This is a genomic window from Providencia rustigianii DSM 4541 (assembly GCF_000156395.1).
Lineage (GTDB): Bacteria > Pseudomonadota > Gammaproteobacteria > Enterobacterales > Enterobacteriaceae > Providencia > Providencia rustigianii.
This window is the reverse complement of the sequence record NZ_GG703817.1, coordinates 522,180-541,067: the sequence shown is the minus strand read 5'-3', so window position 1 is coordinate 541,067 and position 18,888 is coordinate 522,180. Positions and strand designations below refer to the sequence as shown.

Sequence of the window (18,888 nt, the reverse complement as noted above, 5' to 3'; positions counted from 1 at the left end):
TAACAGGCTACTCATGCATTTTTTAACATTATTTTTACTATCTTGTTTTTCTCTATCTGTACTTGCTTCAGGAATCAGTATAGGAGGAACACGGTTTGTGTATGTCGATAATAAGCGGGAAATAATCATTCCTATATTGAATAGTAATAAAGAAAAACCATTTTTAATTCAAAGTTGGGTGACGGGTTTTGAAAATGAGACTAAAGCGCCATTTATTGCGACGCCCCCATTATTTAGAGTTGAGCCTGATAGCCATGGGACTGCTCGAATTGCTTATCTGGGGGAATCATTATCCTCTAATGAAGAGAAATTGTATTTACTAAATATAAAATCAATTCCTCCTAAGCGTGATGATATTGAAAATGAATTGCAAATTATTATTAATTCCCAATTTAAATTATTTCTACGCTCTAAGGATATACAGCCGTTAAATTTTGATGATGTGAATATTATCAGGAAAAAAAACAGATTATGGATTAAAAACAATACACCATATCATTTATCAATTAAAAGTGTATTCATTGATAGCCACAACATCCAAACTTCCAAGATGGTATATCCATGGGAAGAAAAACAGATTTCCAATAAAAATATTGGCACAGAGCAATCAGTAACAATTGAATTTATTAATGACTATGGAGCGATCATTGAAAAAAATTAAGGAAGAGTATAAAGAATGGAAATACATTATTTAAAATTTAACTTATTGAGTCATCAGTGGATTGTTTTTGCTAGTACATTATTATTTCCTGTTTTGACAAAAGCGAATGAAGAGTTTGACATTAATGCAATAAATACAGGAGTAGAAAATCAAGTTACTGATGTGTCAACATTAGATTATTTTTCATATCCACAAGGTCAACTTCCCGGAACATATCAACTCGATATTTTTATTAACAATCATAAAATCGACAATGACAAAATCGAAATATTCTATGATAAAAATACCACTAAATTGATTCCTAAAATTACAAAAAAACAGCTAATCAAGTGGGGTATAAAATCATCAGTGAGTACTTCATTTGAGTCTTTATCTCTAGATGAAGATATTCATCCTATAGAAAACGTAATTGTAGGCGCTAATATTTATTATGATTTTTTTCTAAATCAACTGCATTTAAGCATTCCTCAGGTTGGGATAAATTCAGTCTTTCGTGGGTATGTAGATCCTGTGGAATGGGATGATGGAATAAACACCCTGTTTACAAATTATAGTCTGCGTTACAGCCAGTATTGGGGAAAAACCAATAAGAGCCAAAATATTTTTTTGGGACTACATAGCGGCATAAATTTTGGTGCATGGCGAGCAAGAAATCAAAGCCATTATAGCTATGGAGGAAATAACGCAAATCTAAATAGTTTACAAACTTTTATTGAACGAGATATACGCACACTAAATAGCCATTTTACGATGGGAGAAATTACAACGGATAATGGTGTGATGGAGGTTTTTCCTTACCTTGGTATGCAGTTAATGTCTGAGGAAAGTATGTTAGCCCAAAGTCAAAGGGGATTTGCACCGATAATCAAGGGAATTGCACAAACTAATGCCCATATCACCGTTACTCAAAATAACCAGCTAATTTATCAAACGGATGTACCCGCGGGAGAGTTTGTTATTAATGACCTTTATTCCATGGCTAATAGCGGTGACTTAAATATCAGTATTGAAGAAATGAGTGGCACAACTAGAAATTATACTCAGCCATTTTCTGCACTTCCTATTATGCAAAGAGCGGGAACACTAAAATACAGCATCGACATGGGGAAATATCAAGGGGAGCAAGGTGTAAGGTTTCCGTACTTTGCCAAATTGATAGGGACATATGGTTTACCGAATCATCTAGCACATTATGGTCATCCATCTGTACTGGGTGGCGTATTAATTTCCCAAGATTATCAATCCTATATATTAGGTGGCGGGCTTAATTTAGGGAGACTTGGCGCTGTATCTACGGACTTTACTTATTCCTCATCAGAATTTATTAACAAGGTTAAAATAGCAGGGCGGGTTTACCGAGTACAGTATGCTAAATATCTGCAAAATAGTGGCACAGGTATTAATTTATCATTGCTTCATTATGCTTCAGCAAACTATGTCAATTTTGTGGATTCTAATTCTCGTTTTCGTGAAGGACGGGGACGAAAGCAACGATTACAGGCAGTAATGACCCAGTCAGTGGGTTATACGGGGTATTTGTCACTGAATGGTTTTCAGCAGTCTTACTGGGGGCATGATGGCGTTGATAATAGTATTACTGCCAATTTCAGTTCTCAGTATCAAGGGATGAATTTAAGTGTTTCCTATAGTTATACACAACAATATGATCAACAGGATAATGATGGGATATTAGCCTTTAATCTGAATATGCCATTTTCATGGAAGAAACAGCATTATTGGGGAAATGCTAGTTATCAAACGAGTCGACATGGTGATCCCTCCAGTGTTCTGAGTATTAATGGAATTGCTTTCGATGACGATCAATTACATTACGATTTATCTCAACGATATAACCATAATAACCAGCAAGTGGGTTACGGGCTTAGAACTCACTATCTGAGCTCCAAAGGTGAATATGGGCTTGGTGTGGATTATAGCTCTGACCATCGTTCTATTAATGGAACCGTTTCTGGTGGGCTTTTATTGCATAGCGGTGGACTCACTGCATCCCGTAATTTTTATGACTCTGCTGTATTAGTTAACGCCCCCAATATTCCCAACTTAAAAATTACCAATGTCCCTTCGCTCTATACCAATACCCATGGATATGCATTGATCCCAATGGCAAGTCGCTATGAGCGTAATAACGTGAGTATCGACGCTTCAACACTCGCAGGTAACTATGATATTCCGATAAATACCAAGACCGTCGTGCCGACTCAAGGAGCCATTGTTCTTGCTGATTTTGAGGTTAAACGTGGGGGGAGAATTTTACTTAAACTAAAGACCAAGGGGAACCAAGTTGCCTTGGGTTCACAGGTTAATGCGTTAGTGAGTGAACAGGTGGTGGCAACGGGGATGGTCGCGAATGATGGCGAAGTCTACCTCAGCGGGGTACCTGAACAAAGCGTAATCCAAGCAATATGGGGAGTGGGAACGGAAAATCAATGTCAACTTTCTCTCACAATTGATATGGAAAATACAAATATTCAATTTATTGAAGGGGAATGTAAATAGGAAACGTCATGAACAAATGGATAATTTATATTACAGCACTATTTTATTGTCCTTCTGTGTTTGCAGAATATCGAGCTGAATTTAGTTCCTATACAGTATCTATCCCTAAAACTTTGTATGTACCTAAAAATACGCCAATAAATACATTGTTGGCGACGGTTGATTTGGGGACGTTTACACCATGGGTATGGTGGAATGAACAGGGTATAACGCGGGTTGGAATTAATTTACCGGGTATATTTGATGACCATTACAGTATTTCTGGTGTTGGCGCGATTAAAGAAATTGGGGATTCAGGAATTGGTTTTGCATTGCATGGTGTGGTGAATAGCCCTTGCTCTGGGAGAGGTTATGTTAATGGGCGCAACCAGCGCGATGGCAATCCAGCTAATCGATTGTTATGCCCTTCAACGTTATCAACTAGCCACTATAATATTAGTTTGAAAGTCGCATTTTATAAGGTCCGTCCGCAAGTAAAAACACAGTGGATTCCTAGTACGAAGGCGGCTATGTTGATATTATTTAATGATAAATTCATTGCACAAGATAGCTATGGAAATTTTGAACCGACAATTTGGTTGAGCCCGATTAATGTTATCTCTAATGGTTGCGAGGTCAAAAATCCATTGATCAGTGTCTCGCTGAATAAAGTAGAAAAAAGCGCTTTTAAGGGTGTCGGAACGACGAGCTCTGATGGGCGAAAACGATTTAAGATTGAACTGGAGTGCGACGCAGGATCCGCGATTAAAATCACCTTTATTGGCAACCAGGACCTAAGTGGAATCGCGGGAACGATAGCTTTAAATAATCGTTCTCATAGGGAGACGGCGAAAGGATTTGGAATTCAGATTAAACATAAAGGGAAACCGATTAAACTCAACCAAAAGATGCTAATAACTCGCTCAAATCAGACGGTGCAATACAGTATTCCTCTTGAAGCGGCTTATGTTCAAACTGAACAGACAACACGGGCGGGTAAAGCTGAAGGGACATTGCAATTTAATCTACAATACGAGTAAGTAATACAAATATTAAAGGGAGCAAATTGCTCCCTTTTGGTGCGGAATGATTTATTGATAAATCATTCAACAACTAAGATACGACAAGTATTGGTGCTTCCAACGGTTCCCATTTGGTCACCTTGGGTAACTAATACAATATCACCAGCCATCAGGTAGCCATTATCGCGCAAACGCGTTACAGCCTCGCTTGCCGCAGCAATACCATCAGTATGGGTGTTACAAAATACTGGTGTGACACCACGGTACAGAGAGCATTGATTCAATGTTTTTTCATGGCGTGACATAGCAAAAATAGGTAAGCCAGAACTAATACGAGACATTATGCGTGCAGTGCGTCCTGATTCGGTCATAGCGATAATAGCTTTGACTCCTTTCAGGTGGTTAGCGGCATACATAGTTGACATCGCAATGGCATCTTCTGAGCTTTCGAATTCAGCATCTAAACGGTGTTTAGAAATATTCAAGCCCGGCATTTTTTCTGCGCCAAAACAAACCTGAGCCATTGCGGCTACAGTTTCCGCTGGATATTGTCCTGCCGCAGTTTCCGCAGATAACATAACGGCATCTGTACCATCTAATACAGCGTTCGCGACGTCCATAACCTCTGCACGAGTTGGCATTGGGTTAGTGATCATCGATTCCATCATCTGAGTGGCAGTGATGACGACACGGTTGAGCTGGCGAGAACGGCGGATCAGTTTTTTCTGTACAGCGACCAATTCAGGGTCACCAATTTCCACACCTAAATCGCCACGGGCGACCATGACAACGTCGGAAGCGAGAATAACTTCATCCATGACTTCATCGGTAGCAACGGCTTCTGCACGTTCAACTTTAGCCACTATCTGACATTCACAACCCGCATCACGAGCTAAACGACGAGCGTAATCTAAATCTTCACCTGAACGAGGGAATGAAACTGCTAAGAAATCAACACCAATTTTAGCCGCGGTTTTAATGTCTTCTTTATCTTTTTCAGTCAGCGCTTCAGCTGAAAGACCGCCACCAAGCTTATTGATGCCTTTATTATTTGAAAGTTGTCCACCAACAGTGACTTCAGTAAATACTTGTAACCCTTTGACTTCGCGAACTTTGAGTTGAACTCGACCATCATCAAGAAGCAGGATATCACCTGGAACGACATCAGCAGGAAGACCTTTATAGTCAATGCCCACTTTTTGTTGGTCGCCTTCACCTTTACCGAGTGACGCATCTAACGTGAATTTATCGCCAATATTGAGGAAGACTTTACCGTCTTTGAAAGTAGAAACACGAATTTTTGGACCTTGTAGATCCCCGAGGATGGCTACGTGGCGACCTAAGCGGGCTGCAATCTCTCGCACTTTATTCGCGCGCGCCATGTGGTCTTCAGGAGTTCCGTGTGAGAAGTTGAGACGCACAACGTTAGCACCAGCATTGATAATTTTTTCTAGATTATTATCGCGATCGGTTGCTGGACCAAGGGTTGTAACAATTTTAGTTCTTCTAAGCCGTCTAGACATGTATTACTCCGTGACCTGTAATGGTACAAATATAAGTGAAACCATTTCACTCCATTTCGAAACCTATTTACTGCAAATAAGGGTGCTGACACGAGCACAGCTATTATATACAGCAAATTTGTTAATGCTATCAGGCGAACAAAAGTATTTGGCCTGACAGTCTTATATCGTGCTCTTCAACATTGTTATTTCTTTCAGACGTTATCAAACCGCGAATCGCGTAATGCTTCTTTGACGCGTTTCAAGTTATCTCTAAATTTTTCGCCTCTTCGCAAAGTAAATCCAGTTGTCAAGACGTCGATCACAGCAAGTTGAGCCATTCTAGAAACCATTGGCATATACATATCAGTATCTTCAGGGACATCGATAATAATCGATAGGGTGGCTTCGAGAGAAAGAGGGGAATCTTCAGAAGTAATTGCAATCACGGTTGCATCATTACTGCGAGCAAGTTGCGCCATATCAACCAATGCTTTAGTTCTTCCTGTGTGTGAGATAAGCACAATCACATCTCCGTCACCACTATTCATACAGCTCATGCGTTGCATCACAATATCATCGAAGTATATGACTGGAATATTAAAGCGAAAAAATTTGTTCATAGCATCATGGGCGACAGCCGCGGAGGCGCCAAAGCCAAAAAAGCTAATTTTTCGTGCTTGAGTTAACAAATCGACGGCTCGGTTAATGGCGCTAATATCTAACGTGTGTTTCACGTTGTCTAATCCCGCCATCGCCGATTCAAAAATTTTATGGGTATAGGTATTAACCGTATCTGTTTCTTCAATATGACGATTAACATAAGGTGTTCCATTAGCAATATTTTGTGCCAATTTTAATTTGAAATCGGGGAAACCCTTGGTTTCCATTTTACGGCAAAACCGATTGACGGTAGGCTCGCTGACTTCTGCCAATTCTGCCAAGGCCGCAATACTCAAATGAATGGCTTTTTGGGGCATACCTAAAATTACTTCTGCCACTTTTTTTTCTGATTTACTTAAAAAATCGAGGCTGGTTTTCATTTGTTCTAAAATATTCATATAACAAAAGTGCCTATTTCAGCGAAAGGAGAAATTTTTATGCCATCAGGGTATTGTGGCGTTACTATTTCAATAAGAGTGAAAATATACTACCTCTTAGAGGTAAGCCATCTAAACACGTAGGGCAATTAAGGGCTTTTTTACGAAAGTATGACCCGTATCTAATTTTCGGCTCAGTAAACTCACTACAAAATCGGTTATTTTCTTACAAAGGCTGTAACCATTCAGTTATTTAGTTTTCTAAAATTCAACGTGGTATGCTGGATTTTTCAGCATAAAAACTGTGACCAGTATCATCAATATTTACGGAACAGAAGCAAAAAGGTACATTAGCGGGCAACGGTCAATTTTTCATAACAATAATGCTCAGAGCCTATCCCATTAGACAGACATAAATTCGCAGGCTAATGGGATAGATTCTAAATTCCGCAAATTGAGGAGAACCAACATGGCGGTACATAATGCTGCTCAAGCTTGTGACTTGATTATATTCGGCACTAAGGGTGACCTAGCCCGTCGCAAGTTACTTCCTTCGCTATATCAATTGGAAAAAGCAGGTTATATCCATCCAGATACCCGCATTATCGGCGTTGGTCGCGCTCAATGGGAACAGAACGACTATATAGAGTTTGTCGAAAAAGCGTTAAATGAATTCTTAAAAGAAAAATTAGACCCCGAACTTTGGCGTCGATTAAGTGCGCGTTTGGATTTTTGTAACCTAGACGTCAACGAGACAGATAACTTTGTCCGCCTCGCTGAGATGTTAAAGCAGGATACTCAACCTGCCATCCATTATTTTGCAATGCCACCGAATACATTTGGCGCAGTGTGCCATGGTCTGGGTCATGCAGGTCTGAATAAACAGCCAAACCGCGTTGTAATGGAAAAACCATTGGGTACAAACTTGGCTTCTTCTCAAGAAATTAATAATGAAGTGGCTAAATATTTTGAAGAGAACCAAGTTTACCGAATTGACCATTATCTTGGTAAAGAAACCGTATTAAACCTGTTAGCGCTACGTTTTGCGAACTCACTATTTATCAACAACTGGGATAATCGCACGATTGACCATGTGCAGATTACCGTTGCGGAAGAAGTGGGTATTGAAGGGCGTTGGGGTTATTTTGACCAAGCTGGCCAAATGCGTGATATGGTGCAAAACCATTTACTGCAAATTTTAACCATGATTGCGATGTCTCCTCCTGCGGATTTAACCACAGATCGTATTCGTGATGAGAAAGTAAAAGTTTTGCGCTCATTACGCCGTATTGACCATACTAACATTCGTGAAAAAGCGGTTCGTGGTCAATATACAGCGGGTTTTGTTCAAGGTAAAAAAGTGCCTGGCTATTTAGAGGAAGAGGGTGCTAATAAGCAGAGTATGACCGAGTCCTTTGTCGCACTGCGTGTTGACATTGATGACTGGCGTTGGGCTGGCGTTCCTTTCTACCTGCGTACAGGGAAACGTTTACCAGCAAAATGTTCAGAAGTGGTGGTGTATTTTAAAAAGCCTGCGCTGAATATTTTCTCTGATAGTTACCAAGATTTACCGCAGAACAAATTAACCATTCGTCTGCAACCAGATGAAGGGATTGATATCGAGATCATGAACAAAGCACCGGGCTTGGATCATAAGCACCGCTTACAAACCACCAAACTGGATTTAAGTTTCTCTGAGACCTTTAATCAAACTCATCTCGCTGATGCTTACGAACGTTTATTATTAGAAGCCATGCGTGGTATCCAGGCATTGTTCGTTCGCCGTGATGAAGTTGAAGAAGCATGGAAATGGGTTGATTCCATCATGGAGGCTTGGGCGATGGATAACGATATGCCAAAACCTTACCAAGCGGGAACATGGGGACCGATTGCTTCTGTTGCGATGATTGCTCGTGATGGTCGTTCATGGAACGAGTTTGAATAAAATACATTGAGTTTCATTGTGAAGGCCCTAGTTAAATATAGGGCCTTTTTTATACCACTGACCCGTCCTAAATAAGGTTGACACTTTTCTAACTTAAAATTGGAGAGTGTAATGAAACCAACAAGTAAACGAACTCAACGTGATTATTCTCTAGCCTTTAAATTGGCGGTCGTTGATCAAGTAGAAAAAGGCAAATAAAATGCCATGCTGTTAATCGAATCCAAGTTACCAGCAACTCCCGAACCTACACCAACTAAAAAATCATGGCAATTCTGGAAAACCTTGCCGTTTAGTGTCATTTTTATGCTGAAACCAAAATCGCCATTTTGATAACAAATGGTCAATATAATAAGTGGTGTTTTTTACGGTAGAAAAGGGAGGTTTTGAGCCCGTGGATAGGCTTTTTTGGTTGAGTGCCTAAGCGGATGTAGCACCTTTATGTTAAATCAGAGCGATAACAACAGAATTATCGCTCTAGCGTGAATTAAAACGCTTTCGGTTTATAACGTAGCGAACCGACAATTCGATCCCAAATTTCAACCATTTGAGCTTCGCTATAGCGAGTTTGTTTTCGTTTACTATTTAATCCTATTGTTGCTAATAGCTTCGATGTTGAGGCAACAGATTCATTAGCATAGAGTATGAAATCATAGACCTGTCGCGTTTTCTGTTCATAATTTTGAGTACCTTCAAAAAGCCATGCTTCAAATGGAATACCATTTGCCACAGACGCATATTTTTTTAGGGTTTTCATGCTTGATGCTTTTAACGCATCGTTAATTGCATCACTTCGACCAAAAAGAGTATCACTATTATCAATCATCGTATTATTAGCATTGATACCAAATATAAAATCGTCGTTTTCATAACTAAAACCGACCTCTATCTTAGGTTGCCCACCATCATCAGCAATAAACCCATTGGGAATACACCATCCTTTATCAGTCGGAATATCATGATCTAATCGACCGCTTAATCGCGAAATTAATGAGCGCATTGCGGCTAATTTAGTGGGTTTGTCATTCAGTTTAAACTCAGTAAATCCATAACTTAAATAATCTTCTCTATCTTTGGCATATTTAGGGGCTGACAAATCAAGAATATCGATAGTTATAATAAAGGCTATATGGTTGATATACACATGTGCCTCTAATGTTCGGTAAGCGTCATCTGTTCCACTTTGATTTTTATCAAAAATTACTCCTTGATTGTCGGAAAGTTGAATGACTTCTTTCAATACAGGGGCATTTTTTTGACTGGTTTTTTGATTTCTGAGCGCCTCTTCACGCAATGCAATACGTTGCTTAAACGCGGGCGGATAAATAAATAGGCTTTCAATATTAAAATCATTGTACTTAGCTTTATGTGTCCCGTTATTAAGCGATTCGGGAACATCCATCACATAAATCCCTGCACATTGCGGTTTTGTTTTAGAAAATAAGGGGTCAACCATAATAGAGTCCTTTTTAACCATGGGAGCGGCATGCAACGTAGGAATAAAAAACATCATACCTAAAGAAAAGCATATTGCGCGCAACGATGTCGTCATCAACATGCTGGCACCTCTTGGACCATTTTAGCGATAGCACGCAGGGTAAATTGTAGTGCAGGACGCTGATGAATATCTTTAAGGTTTTTGACTTCATAAGCGCCTTGGTGGTCTACATCCGTTGCTAGCACACTTTTAATGGATTGACCGTTTTGGCGTTGTAGGGTTTTAAAGGACTCGACAGGCACCGTTCCATCCCCCGCAGAATTTGAGGCTTTTAATTCATAAAGACGAGAGCGGTTAAACGGCAAAGGTACTTCACGGTAGTTATTAGGGATTTTTTTATCACTGTCATGCGTATCTTTCGGGTAGGTAATTGATGTGATATGCCATTTCACAGAGCCATCGGATGGTATTGTGTGCCCATAAAACGCATAGGTATTAGGATGATAACCAGCGATATTTAATGATGAAATAAAACTACGGACTTTTTTCCTCATTAAAATAACATACTCTTCCCAATTATTTTGGCTAATCGCTTCCTCTTTATCGAGGATGTCAGACTCATACAACCGCCACCATAAGGTTTTATTCAGGTAAATCTCCCCAAACGGATCACCTTTTTGGGGTAAGGATAAATCACGCCCATCGGCATTCCCCTTTTCAACACTAAACCACGCCATTCCATGGGCATTACTGGTATAGTTTGGCGCAGGTAATAACTGTAAAGGTGCCGGTGCACGCGCTAATACGGGCATCAATTCTTCGGCAGATTTCCCCATGACAATGCCCGCCAGTCCTTCTTGTTTTCCACCCACTTTCATCCGGCGATAGGCGGCGGGTGACCCTAAATCCGGTATGACGCCATGAACAACACCTAACACCTTATCCTGACACCCCTTAAACTCTGCATCGTCTGGCGGATTCATGGCATAACGAGCTACTAATCCTCCCATGGAGTGGGTGACTAAAATCACTTTTTCAATCGCGAGGCCATGACCGTGTCCATATTGGCTTTTGTAATATCGGAGGGTTTTATCAATATACTCAACCAATTTAGCAGCAGAAATGGTATTATCTTCCAACCAGTTATACCCAAACACATGTAAAGGATAGAGAAAATTTAAAAAATGACCGACTTCCTTTTCAGTCAGACAATCTTCGTGTTTATCTTCGGTCCCTAACACGGTATTACATAACTGACGAACAATGCCATTCTCTTTCGGATTGTCACTGAATGCCGTTTTACCCTCGGCACGTCGTCTGACCGCTTTTTGCCAATCATCTAACAACGCACCTTGAAGTACACTCAATGTATTCCCATAGCTAAAATTGAGAATTTCGCCCCAACCCCGTTCTTTTCTTGGTTGAAGTAATGTTCCACAATTCCCCAACCCATCATCCGTAATTAATGAATACACGTTAGAATTAATGAGCCCACCATTATCAACAACCGTTTCAGCGGGATTTAACAATGTTCTACGTTGTTCTCCATTTAATCTAGCCCAGTCGACATAAACCTGTATATCGCTATCTCCGCGCCAAATCATTTCATCTTTTACAAATTTACCACCGGATGACTTTAAATTACTCCCCATCACCCCAGGTAAAAAATGACCGGAATAATCTTCGTTGGGGGCACCACGCATTTGGCTTCCGCATTAAAGGATTTTGGCTGAAGTTGAACATCATCCCAGTGGCATGTTCCATCATCTTTCCATTGAGGGTGATGATATGACACAAATTGACATTCATCACCTGTTTCGGGATCATTTTTCTCTGACATAACGCTAATCCTTTTGAGTTATCCTTAAGGCAAATAGAATAGCGTAATTTTATTTAATTGTCTGTTTGGTTGAATCTGTTTTTGGTTCTGATAAGAGGAGCTATGTAAAAAGCCAGCAGTTTTTGAAGTGACTGAAATGACCCCATGAAAGGGACACGTACTTAAGTTTGTTCACGGATGCTTATTCACGGAAAATCGTGGTTTACGGTATTGCTCGGCGGAATTTTAAGAAATACATAAAAAGTATAATATTCAATGACGTATGGCTATGATTATTATCAAAATGTATTGACAGAACGGAACGATGGAATATTAAAAATGGAGTATTAATACAGTTGTATAATGAAAGGTGCCCCCATTTATCATTAAATTATAAAGCGCCCAATGAAGTTCATCGAGCGTTTTATACCTGAAAAGTTGTTAACCTATATCAGGACTAGTCACCACGAAGAACTAGAGTACTAACTCGCTACGTCCTGTCGCTGCCATATGAATGATCCCTTGTTCGATACGCAAACATGCCATTTTAGCCGCATCAGGAACGGACAAACCTGCTAATAATTGAGCGGTAAGTTCTGCACCAAATAAATCACCAGTGCCCTTTGGCGTGACAGGGTAACGTTTATGACGAATGACGGCCACATCTTGTTTGGTAACACACACCACTTCAATGCTCTCATCATCTGGCTGAAAGGCGCTAGTAATAATAACCCACTGGGTATAACCCTTTAATAATGATCGAGCTGCTCGAGTCGCATCCTCAAGGGTATGAATTTGTTGCCCACTGAGCGTTGAAAGCTCAAATTTGTTGGGAATAATGCCTGTGGCAAGCGGAATGACTTCATGGCGATAGACATCAGCAATTTCAGGTGGAATATAAAAACCACTATCTTCATCTCCCATCACAGGATCAACAATTACCGGTATTTTTGGATGTTCTTCACGAACTGAAGCTAACCAATCGGCTAAGTCATGCGCTTTACTTGGTGAGCCTAAATAGCCAGTCAAAATTGCTCTTACAGACGGTAAGCTACCTCGCTCAACGAATCCTTGCAGATAACCACGAAACCACTCGCTCGGCAGTTCTCCACCATAGCAGGTGCTGTAATGAGGTGTATTGCTCAAGATAACAGTAGGAACTGCCGCAACTCTCAACCCTTGTTTGGTCAATGCCGGAACTGCAATGCTATTACCAACGCTACCATAGACAACTTGGGATTGAATGGAAACAACATCATAAGGAAGGGGGGTTGCGTCAGTAGAGTTTTGAAAGCTATTAGACGTTAGGCTGAAGGTATCCATGTATCTCTCTTATTTATTCTTTTCACATATATTAACTATAAGAAGCCTGTTGTTAAGGGTTGTCAATGGTAACGTGGAAAATGGATATGAAGTTAATTTAGCGCAGCATAAAAGAGGGTAAAATAAATTTTTTTCAATCAAATTTTCTAAAAAGAAATGTGGGATAAATCGGTTGGTTATTCGACAAAATAGGGCGCTCACTAGGGTTGGTTAGCATATTAATGAATAATTATGCAATAAAGTAGTCAATGGAAAAGGTGTTTGTATTCATTGACTTAATATTTTTGGCATGATAAAAAGGAATTCGATCAATTAACTATATGAGGGTTCGGAGTAACTTGGATGGATGTCCATCTGATGAAATGAATGTGATATCATGCTTATCGCGACTAATGTCAAGATCAGTAAGTCCCAAAGAAGAACAACACACAAACTTTTCCTTTCTGCCATTCTGTCCAGTGAATACCACTGGTGCGGTGCGTTATAGCGTCTCTCTCGATTATTCATTCTGCTGAATAAAAACAGCAATTCGTTGTTATTGTTTGAATTTTTAACAGCTTCATGCCCAAGAACTAAGCTAATTATTATTTTTTGCTGTGCAAAAAGCAGGCTATGGCGTGGCTGTATCGTGAGGGATTATATGATGATTTATTGGATATTTTTAGCATTAGCTATTGTCACTGAAGTAATAGGTACATTATCAATGAAACATGCCAGCGTCAGCGGTGATTTTACCGGTATGGCGGTGATGTATGTGATGATTGCGACCTCCTATATTTTGCTTGCTGTAGCGGTCAAAAAAGTCGCCCTTGGTGTTGCTTACGCCATGTGGGAAGGTGTGGGAATTTTATTGATTACCACCTTCAGCGTGCTTTGGTTTGATGAGTCTTTGTCACCGATGAAAATTGGTGGGCTGGTCTTTCTGATCGCGGGTATTGCTTTAATAAAATCCGGTACCAAGAAAGCCACAACCAGCCAATCGGCACAGAAAGTAAGACATGCTACCCAAAAAGTAGTGAGTGCAGCGAAGGCTCGAGCATTAACAAGTAAACCTATGAAATCAGAGGTGAAACATGGATAACCAATTTGAATGGTGGCATGCGGCATTCCTGATCCTTGCGGTTGTACTGGAAATTATTGCTAACGTTTTATTAAAAATGTCGAATGGGTTTAAACGTTATTGGCTAGGAATTTTGTCACTTGTCGCTGTATTAGGTGCATTTAGCGCATTAGCACAAGCTGTCAAAGGCATCGAATTGTCTATCGCTTATGCACTGTGGGGCGCGTTCGGTATTATTGCGACGGTAGCCGCTGGCTGGATTTTATTTAATCAACGCTTAAACTACAAAGGTTGGGGCGGAATTGTGTTCCTACTGGTAGGAATGGTATTGATTAAAATGTCGTAATCGATAATACAATTCTTAAAGCTATTAGGACTATATTCAATAATATAGTTTTAATAGCTTTTCAATATACAATCACATCTGAAAATTTCTCACCAGAATGGGTAAAGTCGGTTTTTATGGGCGACATATAATCAAATTTGTCAGTCCGTTTTGAGCGATGAGTGGAAGTTCATCCCTTAAAAAGGTATATCTTTTTCTTAAGAAATAGCTTTTTGTGGCGCATAATTCCTCCATGATTTTTTTGATGGTATTATGAACCTATTACTAACTACGCTGTATTTCAATCAATTGAATATACATCAAAAAATAAAATTTTTAATAGTAACTAGGTAATATAATTGGCGTGTAATGCGTTATTAATACACCAGAAATTAAAATGAAATTGTTTTTTATTACAGTAATTAATAATTGTTAAACGTTGCCACCCAATAAACTCATTGTATTTTCAGATGAATTTTTAAATTTTTCACTTCTGTGATTAGATAGTAAATAAGCATTAGTTGCTAATATTGATTTCAAATTTTTTAAGATATTATTCATGTCTGACTTGGCTTCAACCATAATAATTGGAATGTAACATCTTTTGGCCTCATCAAGTTCCCATTGAACCCATTTTGAAGTAAAAACTGAACTCGATGCAATTAAAATTAGCAAATTAGATTGTGATAACATGAATTCGACATGTTGTTGTTTATCTTTTTTGGTGTTATGTAATAGGTCGATGTAGCAATGGCCATAAAGCGAAACGATCTCTGATACACGCTCTAATAATTTTTTATTAACATTATCGTCTCTAGTCGTGTAGCTGACAAAAATATTCATATTACTTACCCATGTGTACGTAAACGAGCCATCCAATAAATTCTATGATAGCAAAAGTGTAGTATAGAGCCATTGAATGGTTAAATGCTGCTTTAAACCAAGTTACCTCTAAGTTTTCAGTTGGATAGCCATTAATTAAATTTCTATTAGCTAATGCAATCAGTCTGTTATTCATAGCTATCCTAGTTTTCCTCTGAAAATAATATGCAGAAAAATCTGCGATCCAGAAACCAAAACATAGGATAAAAGTTATATAAAAATAAGAATGATCAAGTTTACCATCGGTAAGTTTTGCTAATATCGCCAAAGTTGCACCGATGAGCCCTACGCATATCTTTTTGAATTCAAAACAACTCTTACTCATTTGAAGTGTCGCCTCATGGAGTTGATTCACAACCACCCAGTCAAGCTCATCTTCACAAGTTTTTTTATATTCTTCCATTGCTCTTAGCCCTTTTATTCGGATAGGTAAAGTGTCACAAAACTAAAAAATTGAAATTATCCGTGCAGATTTTTTTCATTAATAAAATATTAATCAAATGAAGCTGTATCAATATCAATAAGAAAGGCGCATTAGTGTCACTCATAACCTTGCTTCAGGATTCCCACTAGGCTAGCTTTATTGTAAATGAATTTCAATGAATTAATAAAAATAAGCTAATATAAATAGTGTGTTAGCAGAGAAAGTTAGCGCTACATTAATGAGAAACTACTGTATTAATGAGAAACTACTGTGCTTGCAACGTCCACTTCTGGCACAAAGCTTATAGCCCCGTAAACGCAGAAGATGAAAATTAAGTGACAGTGTTCAGCTAAAGCTCAAAATATCCAGTTAAAAATAATGCCGTTCACGTAAGGTGACCGGCATTAGGCAGATGTTCTTTTCAAGTATCAATCAAGACTAATCAATCGCGGCAACGATTTTAATCTCTACTTTATATTCTGGCTTCATTAGTGCCGCTTGTACGGTGCAACGGACAGGGGCGCTACCTGCAACAACCCATGCATCCCACGCTTGATTCATTCCCGCAAAATCGGCTTTATCTGCGAGAAAAATACGTCGCATCTAAAATTTTGCTTTTATCTGAGCCGACACGCTCTAGCATCACATCAATCGCGGCTAATGTGTCTGTGGTCTGAATAACAATATCACCGTCCAGCTTCTCAGGGACACTGGTGTAATAAACGACGCCATTATGGATGACGGCTTCAGACCAACGGGTATCTGGGTCAATACGTTCAATAGTCATAACTGTTCCTTATTATCAATATGCATAAAGAATATCAGGTTGGCACAGTGATGAAAATCAGTTCGTTAAGGAAAGTATAATTAGCGCAGCAGCCAGTTAGAACTCATGTTAAAGTATCTTTATCAAAATTAATCAACGTAGGTTTGTGGTGTCTAACGACTTTTCAGCAGATGGCTTTCTAGCAAAAACAATCCCCGGGTTTCAACCTCGTGCGGCGCAGGTCACTATGTCTGAGGCTGTCTCTCAGTCTATTGAACAGCAACATGTGCTGGTGGCAGAAGCGGGAACAGGAACCGGGAAAACATACGCGTATCTAGTACCCGCTTTGCGTAGTGGTAAAAAAGTGATTGTTTCCACGGGGTCGAAAGCATTACAAGACCAACTTTATCACCGTGATTTACCGTCTATCATCGATGCGATGAACTACCAAGGTAAAACCGCATTACTTAAAGGTCGGTCAAACTATCTATGCTTGGAACGGTTAGACCAACAATCTTTAGGTGGAGGAAGCCTTGAACCAGAGATTTTAACTGCGGTAGTTAGACTGCGTAGCTGGTCAATTGAATCCGAATTAGGGGATGTCAGCACTTGCCATGATATTGCAGAAGATAGCCCAGTTTGGCCATTAGTCACGAGCACCAATGATAACTGTTTAGGCAGCGATTGTCCGCGCTATCAAGAATGCTTTGTACTTAAAGCGCGCCGCAAAGCATTAGATGCGGATATTGTTGTCGTTAACCACCACTTATTTATGGCGGATAGAGTGGTAAAAGACACGGGTTTTGGTGAATTAATTCCCCAGGCCGACGTGATGATTTTCGATGAAGCCCATCAGATCCCAGATATTGCGAGTCAATATTTTGGACAACAATTAAGCAGTCGCCAGCTATTGGATTTGGCTCGCGATATGGTCATGACATACCGTACTGAGCTAAAAGACCAAGCGCAATTACAAAAAAGCGCAGATAGGCTAACCCAAAGTACGTTAGATTTTCGATTGAATCTCGGGGACAACAGTTTTCGGGGTAATTTACGCGAATTACTCAAATTATCTGAAGTACAGCGTTCTTTAACCTTGCTCGATGATGCCCTTGAACTGTGTTATGAAGTGGTCAAAACCTCATTGGGTCGTTCTCAAACGTTAGATTCTATCTTTGAACGAGTGACAATTTATCGAAATCGACTTAATCGATTGAAAGATGTGACGATACCGGGCTATAGCTATTGGTTTGAAAGCTACGGTCGCCATTTTTTATTAGCGTTAACACCATTAACGGTTGCGGACAAATTCAGTGAAATGATTGCTGGCACGCCTGCCAGTTGGGTTTTTACGTCTGCCACATTATCTGTTAACGAAAAACTGAGTCATTTTACCGATCGATTAGGGCTAAACTCCGCGAAAACATTGCTATTAGCCAGCCCGTTTGATTATGAAACCCAGACGTTACTGTGTGTTCCTCGTTTTCTACCTGAACCAAATCAACGGGGAAGTGCCCAAAAATTAGCCACGATGCTAAGACCGTTGATTGAGAAAAATAAAGGTCGCTGTTTTTTCCTTTGTACTTCCCATTTAATGATGCGTGAGCTGGCTGAGGAGTTTAAAGCTTCCTTGACTTTGCCAGTATTGATGCAAGGGGAAAGCAGTAAAAATAAATTGTTGGCGCAATTTATTGCTGCGGGAAATGCGGTTTTAGTGGCAACAAGCAGCTTTTGGGAAGGGGTTGATGTCCGGGGTGATGAACTCAGTTGCGTCATTATCGATAAATTACCCTTTACAGCCCCCGATGACCCTTTATTACGTGCCCGTATTGAAGATTGTGAGTTACGTGGCGGCGATCCCTTTGCAGATGTGCAGTTGCCTGACGCGGTGATTACCTTGAAACAAGGTGTAGGGCGTTTAATTAGAGATACCACCGATTATGGCGTTATTGTGATTTGCGATAACCGATTGGTGACCCGTCCGTATGGTGAAGTTTTTTTACGTAGCTTGCCGCCATCTCCAAGAACAAGAAGCATAAATAAAGCCATTGAGTTCCTTGAGAAAAAACGGTCTGAACACAACTCAGAAGACTAATTTTCTACGATCGGGCGGGTAGTTTATGCTAATATATCGCCCATCTTTCAGGTTGCCGCCAAGACGGTGGTAACAACAAACCTAATATTTGCC

At 39.8% G+C, this 18,888-nt stretch carries 15 protein-coding genes and 2 pseudogenes; 8 read left to right on the top strand and 9 right to left on the bottom strand.

Annotation, left to right across the window (positions count from 1 at the left end; translation table 11 throughout):
* The first annotated feature begins 13 nt into the window (after nucleotides 1-13).
* The 3 genes from PROVRUST_RS02565 to PROVRUST_RS02555 are packed head-to-tail and all read left to right on the top strand — an operon-like array spanning nucleotide 14 to nucleotide 4,197.
* A complete protein-coding gene (locus PROVRUST_RS02565) occupies nucleotides 14-661 on the top strand; it encodes a fimbrial biogenesis chaperone (protein ID WP_039854099.1) in 648 nt (215 codons plus the stop codon).
* A gap of 15 nt (nucleotides 662-676) precedes the next feature.
* Nucleotides 677-3,178, top strand: coding sequence for a fimbria/pilus outer membrane usher protein (locus PROVRUST_RS02560; protein WP_006813125.1), 2,502 nt, complete (start codon nucleotides 677-679; stop codon nucleotides 3,176-3,178).
* Between the two features lie 8 nt (nucleotides 3,179-3,186).
* A complete protein-coding gene (locus tag PROVRUST_RS02555) occupies nucleotides 3,187-4,197 on the top strand; it encodes a fimbrial protein (protein ID WP_006813124.1) in 1,011 nt (336 codons plus the stop codon).
* A 62-nt stretch (nucleotides 4,198-4,259) separates the two neighbouring features.
* Here the strand turns inward: PROVRUST_RS02555 and pyk are convergent, their stop codons facing one another.
* A complete protein-coding gene (pyk, locus tag PROVRUST_RS02550) occupies nucleotides 4,260-5,702 on the bottom strand; it encodes a pyruvate kinase (protein ID WP_006813123.1) in 1,443 nt (480 codons plus the stop codon).
* Between the two features lie 194 nt (nucleotides 5,703-5,896).
* Nucleotides 5,897-6,742: a MurR/RpiR family transcriptional regulator gene (locus tag PROVRUST_RS02545; protein ID WP_006813122.1), complete on the bottom strand. Its 846-nt coding sequence runs from the start codon at nucleotides 6,740-6,742 to the stop codon at nucleotides 5,897-5,899.
* Between the two features lie 448 nt (nucleotides 6,743-7,190).
* Between PROVRUST_RS02545 and zwf the strand changes: the two genes are divergently transcribed.
* Nucleotides 7,191-8,666 (top strand): glucose-6-phosphate dehydrogenase, encoded by a 1,476-nt coding sequence (gene zwf / locus PROVRUST_RS02540; RefSeq protein ID WP_006813121.1) that lies wholly within the window; start codon nucleotides 7,191-7,193, stop codon nucleotides 8,664-8,666.
* Between the two features lie 484 nt (nucleotides 8,667-9,150).
* On the opposite strand, the gene PROVRUST_RS02535 is transcribed toward zwf, so the two are convergent.
* The 3 genes from PROVRUST_RS02535 to PROVRUST_RS20475 form a co-directional block, all read right to left on the bottom strand.
* On the bottom strand, nucleotides 9,151-10,119 hold the full coding sequence (locus PROVRUST_RS02535; protein WP_169305263.1) for a T6SS immunity protein Tli4 family protein: 969 nt from the start codon (nucleotides 10,117-10,119) through the stop codon (nucleotides 9,151-9,153).
* Between the two features lie 95 nt (nucleotides 10,120-10,214).
* Nucleotides 10,215-11,804, bottom strand: a complete 1,590-nt coding sequence (locus PROVRUST_RS02530; protein WP_336431398.1) for a lipase family alpha/beta hydrolase — start codon at nucleotides 11,802-11,804, stop codon at nucleotides 10,215-10,217.
* Nucleotides 11,753-11,941 (bottom strand): hypothetical protein, encoded by a 189-nt coding sequence (locus PROVRUST_RS20475; RefSeq protein ID WP_006813117.1) that lies wholly within the window; start codon nucleotides 11,939-11,941, stop codon nucleotides 11,753-11,755. The genes PROVRUST_RS02530 and PROVRUST_RS20475 overlap by 52 nt, the downstream gene beginning before the upstream one ends.
* Before the next feature lie 155 nt (nucleotides 11,942-12,096).
* Between PROVRUST_RS20475 and PROVRUST_RS20105 the strand changes: the two are divergent.
* Nucleotides 12,097-12,354 (top strand): annotated as a pseudogene (locus tag PROVRUST_RS20105) (hypothetical protein); the annotation flags it as partial.
* 40 nt (nucleotides 12,355-12,394) lie between these two features.
* On the opposite strand, the gene pdxK reads toward PROVRUST_RS20105, so the two are convergent.
* Nucleotides 12,395-13,243: a pyridoxine/pyridoxal/pyridoxamine kinase gene (pdxK, locus tag PROVRUST_RS02525; RefSeq protein ID WP_006813116.1), complete on the bottom strand. Its 849-nt coding sequence runs from the start codon at nucleotides 13,241-13,243 to the stop codon at nucleotides 12,395-12,397.
* A gap of 643 nt (nucleotides 13,244-13,886) precedes the next feature.
* On the opposite strand from pdxK, the gene mdtJ reads away from it, so the two are divergent.
* Together mdtJ and mdtI are read left to right on the top strand one after the other, a co-directional pair.
* Complete coding sequence (gene mdtJ / locus PROVRUST_RS02520) at nucleotides 13,887-14,324, top strand: multidrug/spermidine efflux SMR transporter subunit MdtJ (RefSeq protein WP_039854097.1); 438 nt, start codon at nucleotides 13,887-13,889, stop codon at nucleotides 14,322-14,324.
* Nucleotides 14,317-14,649 carry a multidrug/spermidine efflux SMR transporter subunit MdtI gene (gene mdtI / locus PROVRUST_RS02515; RefSeq protein WP_006813114.1) on the top strand — a complete coding sequence of 111 codons (333 nt, stop codon included), beginning with the start codon at nucleotides 14,317-14,319 and terminating at the stop codon, nucleotides 14,647-14,649. The genes mdtJ and mdtI overlap by 8 nt, the downstream gene beginning before the upstream one ends.
* Nucleotides 14,650-15,060: 411 nt before the next feature.
* Here mdtI and PROVRUST_RS02510 read toward each other — a convergent pair whose 3' ends face one another.
* The 3 genes and pseudogenes from PROVRUST_RS02510 to PROVRUST_RS02500 all read right to left on the bottom strand — a co-directional run bounded on the left by PROVRUST_RS02510 (nucleotide 15,061) and on the right by PROVRUST_RS02500 (nucleotide 16,721).
* On the bottom strand, nucleotides 15,061-15,471 hold the full coding sequence (locus PROVRUST_RS02510) for a TIR domain-containing protein (RefSeq protein WP_006813113.1): 411 nt from the start codon (nucleotides 15,469-15,471) through the stop codon (nucleotides 15,061-15,063).
* A gap of 1 nt (nucleotide 15,472) precedes the next feature.
* Nucleotides 15,473-15,913, bottom strand: a complete 441-nt coding sequence (locus tag PROVRUST_RS02505) for a hypothetical protein (RefSeq protein ID WP_006813112.1) — start codon at nucleotides 15,911-15,913, stop codon at nucleotides 15,473-15,475.
* A 459-nt stretch (nucleotides 15,914-16,372) separates the two neighbouring features.
* Nucleotides 16,373-16,721 (bottom strand): annotated as a pseudogene (locus tag PROVRUST_RS02500) (RidA family protein).
* Nucleotides 16,722-16,869: 148 nt separating this feature from the next.
* Between PROVRUST_RS02500 and PROVRUST_RS02495 the strand changes: the two are divergent.
* Nucleotides 16,870-18,795, top strand: a complete 1,926-nt coding sequence (locus tag PROVRUST_RS02495; protein WP_039854096.1) for a DNA repair helicase YoaA — start codon at nucleotides 16,870-16,872, stop codon at nucleotides 18,793-18,795.
* Nucleotides 18,796-18,888: the final 93 nt, after the last annotated feature.